Source organism: Thalassolituus sp. UBA6592, from assembly GCF_002433655.1.
Taxonomy (GTDB): domain Bacteria; phylum Pseudomonadota; class Gammaproteobacteria; order Pseudomonadales; family Oceanobacteraceae; genus Venatoribacter.
The window spans coordinates 1-9,243 of the sequence record NZ_DJIO01000182.1 but is presented as its reverse complement, the minus strand read 5'-3'; the positions used below and the strand labels follow the sequence as shown (position 1 = coordinate 9,243).

10 protein-coding genes are annotated in these 9,243 nt (G+C 54.3%); 6 read left to right on the top strand and 4 right to left on the bottom strand.

What is annotated here, in order from left to right:
* From B2Z72_RS18330 to B2Z72_RS18315, 4 genes are all read right to left on the bottom strand, one after another.
* Positions 1–1,522: efflux RND transporter permease subunit (locus B2Z72_RS18330; protein WP_297005503.1), on the bottom strand; the 1,522-nt coding region annotated here is incomplete at its 3' end.
* Between the two features lie 115 nt (positions 1,523–1,637).
* Positions 1,638–2,612, bottom strand: a complete 975-nt coding sequence (locus B2Z72_RS18325) for a TetR/AcrR family transcriptional regulator (RefSeq protein WP_296980572.1) — start codon at positions 2,610–2,612, stop codon at positions 1,638–1,640.
* 281 nt (positions 2,613–2,893) lie between these two features.
* On the bottom strand, positions 2,894–3,391 hold the full coding sequence (locus tag B2Z72_RS18320; protein ID WP_296980575.1) for a chemotaxis protein CheX: 498 nt from the start codon (positions 3,389–3,391) through the stop codon (positions 2,894–2,896).
* Positions 3,392–3,547: 156 nt separating this feature from the next.
* On the bottom strand, positions 3,548–4,111 hold the full coding sequence (locus tag B2Z72_RS18315; RefSeq protein ID WP_296980587.1) for a hypoxanthine-guanine phosphoribosyltransferase: 564 nt from the start codon (positions 4,109–4,111) through the stop codon (positions 3,548–3,550).
* A gap of 295 nt (positions 4,112–4,406) precedes the next feature.
* Between B2Z72_RS18315 and B2Z72_RS18310 the strand changes: the two genes are divergently transcribed.
* The 6 genes from B2Z72_RS18310 to B2Z72_RS18285 form a co-directional block, all read left to right on the top strand.
* Entirely contained in the window at positions 4,407–4,967 is a 561-nt protein-coding gene (locus B2Z72_RS18310; protein ID WP_296980577.1) for a Slp family lipoprotein, read from the top strand.
* A gap of 131 nt (positions 4,968–5,098) precedes the next feature.
* Positions 5,099–6,226: a succinyl-diaminopimelate desuccinylase gene (gene dapE, locus B2Z72_RS18305; protein WP_296980580.1), complete on the top strand. Its 1,128-nt coding sequence runs from the start codon at positions 5,099–5,101 to the stop codon at positions 6,224–6,226.
* 2 nt (positions 6,227–6,228) lie between these two features.
* A complete protein-coding gene (locus B2Z72_RS18300; protein ID WP_297005500.1) occupies positions 6,229–7,092 on the top strand; it encodes a putative RNA methyltransferase in 864 nt (287 codons plus the stop codon).
* A 193-nt stretch (positions 7,093–7,285) separates the two neighbouring features.
* Positions 7,286–7,723, top strand: a complete 438-nt coding sequence (locus B2Z72_RS18295; protein WP_296980583.1) for a DNA polymerase III subunit chi — start codon at positions 7,286–7,288, stop codon at positions 7,721–7,723.
* A complete protein-coding gene (locus B2Z72_RS18290; protein ID WP_297005497.1) occupies positions 7,723–8,487 on the top strand; it encodes a hypothetical protein in 765 nt (254 codons plus the stop codon). The genes B2Z72_RS18295 and B2Z72_RS18290 overlap by 1 nt, the downstream gene beginning before the upstream one ends.
* A gap of 216 nt (positions 8,488–8,703) precedes the next feature.
* On the top strand, positions 8,704–9,243 hold a 540-nt coding region (locus B2Z72_RS18285), incomplete at its 3' end, for a class I tRNA ligase family protein (RefSeq protein WP_297005507.1).

The following is a 9,243-nucleotide window of genomic DNA, read 5'->3' as shown; positions in this document are numbered from 1 at the left end:
CATCGCCATGCATGTTTTTATTCAGGCGTTTAAAGGTATCGGCCAGCGTATTAACGTGATCCACTTCCGGCTGAGCACGCAACCACTGCGAAAACTCCGCCAGCGTGTGCAGAAACTGCGGATCATTCACGCCCTGTGACTCACCGCTGTACAGTGCCCAGTCGATGGTTTGCATACCGGACACATGGTCTTCCAGCGCGTCCACTGAATCGCGGAAGAACGTGCCTTTGGCGAAGTATTTGGTGGCTTCATCATTGACGGTATTCAGGGTGACCAGCGAGCCGAACAGCAGCATCAGTGCGCCGGATAAAAATAACAACGGTTTTTGCCGGCGCACGACCCAATCGCCAAGCATTTCCATACCGCCCTGATGATCCGCGCTCGGCTTTACTTTCAATGGCAGAATCACCAATAACGCCGGTAATAAGGTCACTGATAGTAAAAAAGCCAGCATAACGCCGATGGCACTGAGCACACCGAAATCGGCCAGCACAGGTGACTCAGACAGCATCAGGGTCATAAAGCCTATGGCAGTGGTCGCACTGGTAATAAAGATCGGCATTAGATTTAAATCGAGAGCGAGACGCAGGGCATCGCTCTGGCTTCTACCCTGACGCATCGCAAACTGCATGGACGCAATCAGATGCACGCAATCCGCAACGGCCAGCGTCATCACCACAATCGGCACATTGATCGTACCTGTCGATAAGAAATAACCCAGCCAGCCCCCTGTTCCCATCGTCGCAGCGATGGTGATAACCAGCACCAGAACCGTCGCCAGCATAGCCATCACACTGCGTAATAGTATTGCCAGCATCAATACAATCAGCCCCAGCATGGCAGGCACCAGGGTGCTCATATCTTTCTGCCCTTCCGTGGCGAAAGCGTAATTCATCGGCACAATACCCGTGTGATAAAAGCTGACATCCGGATAACGCTGGGCCAGATCTGCGGTCATAGAATTAACGAAATCCTTAACCTCAATCACTTCCGCGGTATTATTGGGCTTGTCCGGAATCTGCACGGTAATATTGACGATGGCAGCACTGCCATCTTTGGCCACCAGTCCGCCATAAAGCGTTGGCTCAGTCATCGCGACACTGCTGACACGGGCCAGATAATCACTGGACAGCTCATCGGCATTCAGCACCAGGTCTTCCACCATCATGTCATCGTATTCAGACCAGGTGTGCTGGAAATTGGTGACGGAATCCACCCGACTGGAATACGGTGTCTGCCAGCCTGCGTCGGTAATTTCTGCGATTAACTGCAGCATTTTTGGCTGAAATACATCGCCGTTTTCGGGCACGACCAGAATTGAAATATTGTCGTTCTTATTGAAGATACGCTGCATTTCCTCGAAGTCCTGCAGCGGTTGAAAATCTTTATCGAAAAAGACTTTATAGTCACCGCGGAAATACAGATTCTGCACACCGGCTGCAGCTACCGCCGCAGTTACCAGCAACAGCAGCGCTGTGCGCCACGGCCTGTGTATGACCCACTGATACCAAAATGCCTTCATACTGCGTCTCCCTGCTGTTATTTTTTTCGTATTGTCCGGGTGTAAGCGCTGATCGGTTGAACGCCCTGAATGAGCGTTCGCTGCCGGCGGCAATCCTGCCGCTGAAAATAAAAAGCTACTGACTGTTCAGCAACGCCACTTCTTCGGCGAAGCATTCCTGCTCGATGCGCTGCCAGCTGTTCTGGTAATCCCAGTCTTTCGACAGCGGTCTGAACCCCATGCCGTCGAGCAAAACATTGGAGCTGATTAAAGAAATATTGCTGCCGATTACCCGCGTAACTGCAGTCAGATCCTGAGCTGCGTGCAACAGAGTCGCCCCACCGTAGGCCTGGGCCCAGCTCATAAAAGAAAGTGCCGACACATGAATATCGTCGGCTAATTCGCCCGCGGCCATGGCAGCGCGGAACACCTCATCCACCCGGGAGGTCAGCGCAATATCCATCTGCTGAATACGCTCGCTGCGCGCGGCGGAAATTTTTTCTGAAAATGCCGGGGTCCGTACGGTAATCAATGCCAGCGCCAGGGTTGGCTGCAACTGTCCGTAAATCTGATAACCCACATTGAGTGCGAGAATTTTTTCGCGGTGATTGCCGTTAAAAGCAATCGCCCGCTCAAACAATCCCTCCAGCACGGACAGCCCGCGCAGACACAATGCACCGAGACAATCTTCCTTGCCGCTGAAATGGTTATAAAGCGTGCCTTTGGAATAGCCACACACCTTCACCAGGCTGTCCATGGTGAAACTGGCGAAGCCTTCCTGTTCTATCAGATGCTGAGCATGATCCAGTAATTCCTCTTCACGATCGGCCAGCTTCTGCTCTCGCCGGGTACGTACCGGACAGCTCACATTCAGCCGCCGTCCCAGCGCGCCAAACAGCGAATCCCCGGCATTCTGCGCCTTGCCTCCCGTGTCATCAGGCGTATCCGATACGCTGGCCATCACCAGGCATGGACGTTGTTCTGCCCGCGGACAGACCGCATTCAACGCCGCGGCCAGACCGTTACGCAGGCCCTTACGTGGGCTTTTGCTGCCCGATATGTTCTGTTGCAGGCGCCGGAGATTCTGCGCCAGTGCTGAAAATACAATCATTTTTGACGATCCGTCGATTTTTGACGAATCGTCATATTGCATAAAAAACACACAGCAGGCAAGAAAAAGAAGCAACCGCGACTGTCGGCATTAGATAGTCGGGCATTAACAGGAAAAGCAACAGGCAGGTATTAACCGGAAAAGCGGCGGAGGAAGTTTCAGGAAGGATCAGTAAGAGAATGTTGGCAGAGCCAGAGAAAACTGTCGGTTATCAGGCGATAAAGTCAGGTATCAGGCGATAAAGTCAGCGATCAGGCTACGAAATCATGAAGTTTCGCTGCCTATTCTGCCATCTGGTGCATACGGGCATGCTCCAGCTTATGAGTGAGCGCCACTTCGATATAGAAAGGCCCGGCTTTGGTCTCAAAAGGAATCACCACCACAGGGCCATCGATATTGTGGCGGACATCATCCGCGCCCCGGATGATATCGGGCTTGGCCATTTCAAAATCATAGCCTTTTTCCCACAGCAGTTTGCGTGCACCACCGGACAATATATTGGTTAATTCACCGGTCAGGTCGTAACAGGTGTCATCCACTTCGGCGATTTCCTCACCCAACATACTGCTGCTGATTTTCACGATCGCGCCAGCGGAAAAGCTGATCGCCAGTGAGCCACGCACAGACTCACCGGACATCGGGATAATACCGGTGACCACGCCTAATGCTTTTTCATCCGGCTTCAGATAAGGCTTGCCGTATTCACAGCTCATAGAAGCCATGGTGACAAGAATATTGTTTATCGATTCAACAAACGGGTTAATAAAATCGACGTTCATAACACCAACAATCCGTAGGGGTTCTGTCGTCAGTGTAGTTGTGTTTTATTGCCCGCTATAGACGAAAAAGGCACCCGAAGGTGCCTTAATATAACTCACAGTTTGGCGATGTAACGCTGTTATTCCAGCAAACCGTAACGCCCTGTAAAGCCCTGTTTACAGACCTTTAACCGCGTAAATACCCGGAGCATTACGCCAGAAACCGCGGTAATCCATACCACAGCCGAAGACATAACGGTCTTCAACGTTCATACCGATGAAATCGATTTTAAGATCGGTATTCTTGCGGTCGTGTTCTTTATTCACCAGCACAGCGGTCAGAACTTCTTTGGCGCCCTGAGCGTGACAGGCTTTGACCACTTCAGCCAGGGTATTACCTTCATCAAAGATGTCATCAAGGATCAGTACCGTACGGCCCTGCATCGGAATGGACGGAGGTGCCTGCCACTGCAGATCCGTATGCCCGGTGGTTTCACCCCGGTAACGGGTAGCGTGCATATAGCCCTGTTCCAGTGGGAAATTGAGTTTGATCAGCAGACGGCCAGCCATCACCAGACCGCCGTTCATGATGCTGTACACCACCGGCATGGAATCGCCCAGACGGGCAGAAATTTCAGTCGCCAGCTTTGCCAGCGCGGCATCCACTTCAGCTTCTGATTTCAGCAGATCGGCCTCAGCCATTACCTGCTTCAGTTGTTCCAGTGTCAGCGGCTCACTCATCATCTGTACCTTTTGTACCTTAATGTACTTTTTAACGGATCTGACTTCACCGGCGCGCTGATTAACGGAGCGTGCACGATCCACAGGCTGAGCGCCGGGACCGACCAACTGGTAAAAAAAGCACGGGCGGTAAAAAGCCGGCTATGGTAGCCAGCAGCGGGGCTTATAGCAATGACCTGAACCAATGAAGCGCAGCAATCAGCCAATACCGGAAACAGGGTCAGCTGCAACAAAATCAGCGGACGCTGGTCATACATCGGCCCTTTGATCAACGACTGACCTGTCAGGATGCGTTATGTTTCCAAGAATACTGGCCCTCTCCGGGCTGATTTTACTGCTTTCCGCCTGTGCCAGCCTGCCGGACGACGTTGCCGTCGAGCAGCCGGATGCCCTGCCTGAGTTTTCTGCCGTGCTCAGCGATCCCGAACGCTACACCGGACTGGAAGTGGTATTCGGCGGCAATATCGTCGATGTTACCAACCATGCCGACAGTACCACTATCGAAATGCTGCAGCTGCCACTGTACAGTTCCGGACGTCCCCGGGATGAAGTCAGCCGTTCCGGCGGACGTTTCCGGGTAACCTTTGACACCTTCCTCGACCCGGAAATTTTCACCAAAGGCCGCCAGCTCACCATTCGCGGCAACCTGATGGGTACAGAAGACGGCAAAATCGGCAGCCATCCCTACTCATTTCCGTCTGTCAGTGGTACCGGCCTGTATCTGTGGCGGGAACAGCTGGACGAAGTGGAAGTGCATTACGTCATGGGCATTAACAGTTTTGCCCCCTACGGCTACCCGTTTCATGATCGTCGCCTGACCCGTCCCGCGGTACGCAAGGCGACAAAATCCGACTGATTTACTCAGCAAATTTCCGCTGCGGACCGATATCATCTGCTTCTTCCCGGCAAATGGCCCTCACGGAGGGCAAAAAAGCCGCGCTTCTGATATGATGCGCGGCTTTTCAACACGACCCGGAACACTGCGCTATGACCCCCACCCTGCAACTGGCCTTTGACCTGATTTCCCGCCACTCTGTCACACCGGAAGACGCCGGTTGTCAGGAGCTGATGATGGAGCGCCTGGCTGCGGCCGGTTTCAGTAACGAGCCGCTGCGCTTTGCAGAAGTGGATAATTTCTGGTCACGCCGCGGTGACAGTGCCCCGGTGGTCTGTTTTGCCGGCCACACCGACGTGGTTCCAACCGGTCCCGAAGCCAACTGGACCCATGCACCGTTTATCCCGCAGATTGTTGACGGCCTGCTGTATGGACGCGGCGCAGCGGACATGAAAGGCTCGCTGGCGGCGATGATCGTAGCCACTGAGAACTTCGTCAAGAAACACCCGGATCACAAAGGCTCCATCGCCTTTCTGATTACCGCAGATGAAGAAGGTCCAGCGAAAAACGGCACGGTGAAAGTGGTGGAAACCCTGGAAGCACGTAACGAAAAGATCGATATGTGCATCGTTGGTGAGCCTTCTTCCACCAACCAAACCGGTGATGTGGTGAAAAACGGCCGCCGCGGTTCCCTCGGCTGTGTGCTGAAAGTCAAAGGCATTCAGGGTCATGTCGCCTACCCGCATCTGGCCAAAAACCCGGTGCACATTGCCGCTCCGGCACTGGCGGAACTGGCTGCTGAAGAGTGGGATCAGGGCAATGAGTTCTTCCCGGCCACCAGCTTCCAGATTTCCAACATCAACGCCGGTACCGGTGCCACTAACGTGATTCCCGGCGAATGCGAGGTGGTATTTAACTTCCGCTTCTCCACCGAACTGACCGCTGACATTCTCAAGCAGCGCACCCAGGCGATCCTCGACAAACACGGTCTGGAATACGATATCGACTGGAACCTCAGCGGCGAGCCATTCCTGACCTCGCGCGGCGCGTTAGTCGACGCCAGCGTACAGGCCATCCGTGAAGTCACCGGTCTGGAAACCGAACTGTCCACCGCAGGTGGCACCTCCGACGGCCGTTTTATCGCACCGACCGGATCTCAGGTACTGGAACTGGGCCCATGCAACGCCACCATTCACAAAGTCGATGAGCACGTAACCGCCGCCGACCTGGATATTCTGACCACCATTTACGAACGCATTCTCGAGCTGCTGTTGGCCTGATCATGTCTGAACACAAAGTTATTGCCTGCCCTGTGTGCGGGCTGCCCCTGCTCGCCTCAGGAAAAAACTGGCGCTGTGACAACGGTCATTCCTACGATGAAGCGCGTCAGGGCTACCTGAATTTGCTGGTTGCCCAGCACAAAAAATCGAAAGCGCCGGGCGACACCATGGACATGGTTGATGCCCGCCAGCGCCTGCTTGACAGCCAGCTTTACCGCCCTATTTCCGATTCGCTTAACCAGTGGATACTGGACTGGGCAATGAACAAAGAAGCGCAGCCGGATAACCCGCTGCAGATTGCCGATGTCGGCTGTGGTGAAGGCTATTACACCCAACGCCTGCAGCAGATGCTGGAAGACTACCAACAGCCGCACAATCTGTATGGCGCAGACATCTCCAAAGACGCAGTTAAACGCGCCGCCAAACGCAGCCCCGCCATCGACTGGCTGGTCGCAACCGGCGGCAAGCTGCCGTTTCTCGAACACAGCCTGGACCTGATCACCTGCCTGTTCACCAACCTGATGCCGGAAGGTTTTCAGCGCGTGCTGAAACCGGGTGGCCAGATCGTGCTGCTGAATACCGGCGGTCACCATCTGTACGAACTGCGCGAACTGATTTATGACGAAGTGAAGATCAACCCGTTTGATCCGCGCCCGGGTATGGCCGAGCACGGCTTCGAATGTCAGGGCGAACAGGTGATTAAATATCCGGTGAACCTGACTTCAAACCAGCAGATTATGGATCTGCTGAGCATGACACCGCATCGCTGGAAAGTGCGCAACGATCTGCTGGCTGAGCTGCAGCAGATGGAACAACTGAAAGTCACCATCGACGTCGTCATGCATCATTTTCAGAGCACCCGCTGACGTCCCAACCCCGGGTAGTCATCCGCTGATTTACCCGGGCATCCGTCAAAAGAACGATAACAAAGCCTTTTTCACGCCGGTTTTATAGTCATTTTGTTACAAGGTCGGCAATCTGTCTGAAAGCTTGCGGGCCGTCATTGCCAAGGCCCGGACAGAGGAATAGCATACCTTTCCCGAGACTGATTTAGTTGTTATGACCCAGGTAGATTTTTACATTCTTGCCGCCCAGACACCGGAAGAACGGGCTGTTTTCGCCTGCCGTCTGGCAGAAAAAGCGTTTGGCCGTGGCAACCAGATACTGATCCAGACCGACGATGAAACCAGCGCCCGCTATCTGGATGATCTGTTGTGGACCTACCGCGAAGAATCCTTTCTGCCCCACGCACTGCTGGGCGACAGCAAGGCACCGGCAGACTGTCCGGTCAGCATCGGCTGGCACACGGACCCTGGGCATCATCATGACGTCATCCTCAACCTGAGCAGCAAACTGCCGGATTTTTTCAGCCGTTTTCAGCGTTGTATCAATATTGTTATCCAACAGGATCAGGTACTGGACTACACTCGTAGTCACTACAAATATCTCAAAGACCGGGGCTACCCGATCAACAACCACGATATGAGATTAGGTTAATGGCAGCCGCAAAGAATACAGACGGGCAACAGGGCCTTCCGACCAACATCGCCGGCGGAACATCCACGGAAGAACCCGCGGATCTGCTGCGCGAGCTGGAAACCCTGCAACGGGTGCTGGACGACGCCGCTGGTGACAACCCGGATTATGCCAACATTCCGGTACTGGAGCCCCTGGGTGATGACATCCCCGTGCTGGATGAACTCTTTCAGGATGATATTCCGGTGCTGAAGCCGGTCAGCGTTGCCAAACCGGTCGCCTCTGCTGCTGCAGCTGCGCCTCAGCATCCGCTGGCACAGCCTGAGCGGCCGGTCGCCACAACCTTTGCACCGGATAAAATTGCTGATGCCATTGCTCAGGCCAGACCAGACGCTACAGCAGACGGCACACTGGAAGATCTGTTCGGTGCAGCACCGGACGAGTATGAAGACATCGGGGCTCCGGAAGTACCACATGAAGTGATCCCTCCTGAACTGCCCCCTATAGCCACGACCAAAATTTCGTCCAATCCGTTTTTGCCGCAGGCAGTGCTTGACCGTTTGCAGACCGAACGCATGGCCGCACAGCAAAGCGCGGAAGAAGCACACCGCACCATGCAGCGCGTGCTGGATAAAAAGCAGCAGGACGCCCGCAATACATTAAGTGAAATCGGCCGCCAGCTCAGCCCTGCGCAGAAAGAAGCTATGATCGAGCAACTGGTTGAAGAAATGCTGCCGCAAATAGCCCAGCGCCTGAAAGACAAGCTGCGTCAGTCACTCAAATAAGCTTCCGGGCCTGCCAGGCGCAGGCCGTTATCACAGGGTGGTCAACTCCGCCCTGAATCTCCCCGCTTCGCACACGATCCGCCCCTGCCCTCCGGGCCCGATTTCCGCTATAATCTCCGCCATTTTTCCGAACCCATAATGCCCCTTCCGGCCAGCCTGTTTTCAGCGGTGTGGCAGAAGAGCGGCGACAACGCACAGACGAGCATCAGTGACACTATGGATAAGACGTACAAACCCGGCGCAATCGAACAAACCTGGTACCAGCAGTGGGAAGAGAAAGGCTACTTCAAGCCATATCAGGATGGCTTAACAGGCGAAGGCTATTCCATCATGATCCCGCCGCCAAACGTCACCGGTTCTCTGCACATGGGTCACGCTTTCCAGCACACCATTCAGGACGCCCTGATCCGCTACAACCGCATGCTGGGCAAAAAAGCCCTGTGGCAGGTGGGTACCGACCACGCCGGTATCGCCACCCAGATGGTGGTTGAACGTAAACTGGCGGCCGAAGGCCAGCCGGACCGCCACGAATTAGGCCGGGAAAAATTCCTCGAAAAAGTCTGGGAATGGAAAGAACATTCCGGTGGCACCATCACCAAACAGATGCGTCGTCTGGGCAACTCCGTTGACTGGGATACCGAACGCTTCACCATGGATGACGGTTTTTACAAAGCGGTACAGGAAGTGTTTATCCGTCTGTACGAAGACGATCTGATTTACCGCGGCAAACGCCTGGTGAACTGGGACCCGAAACTG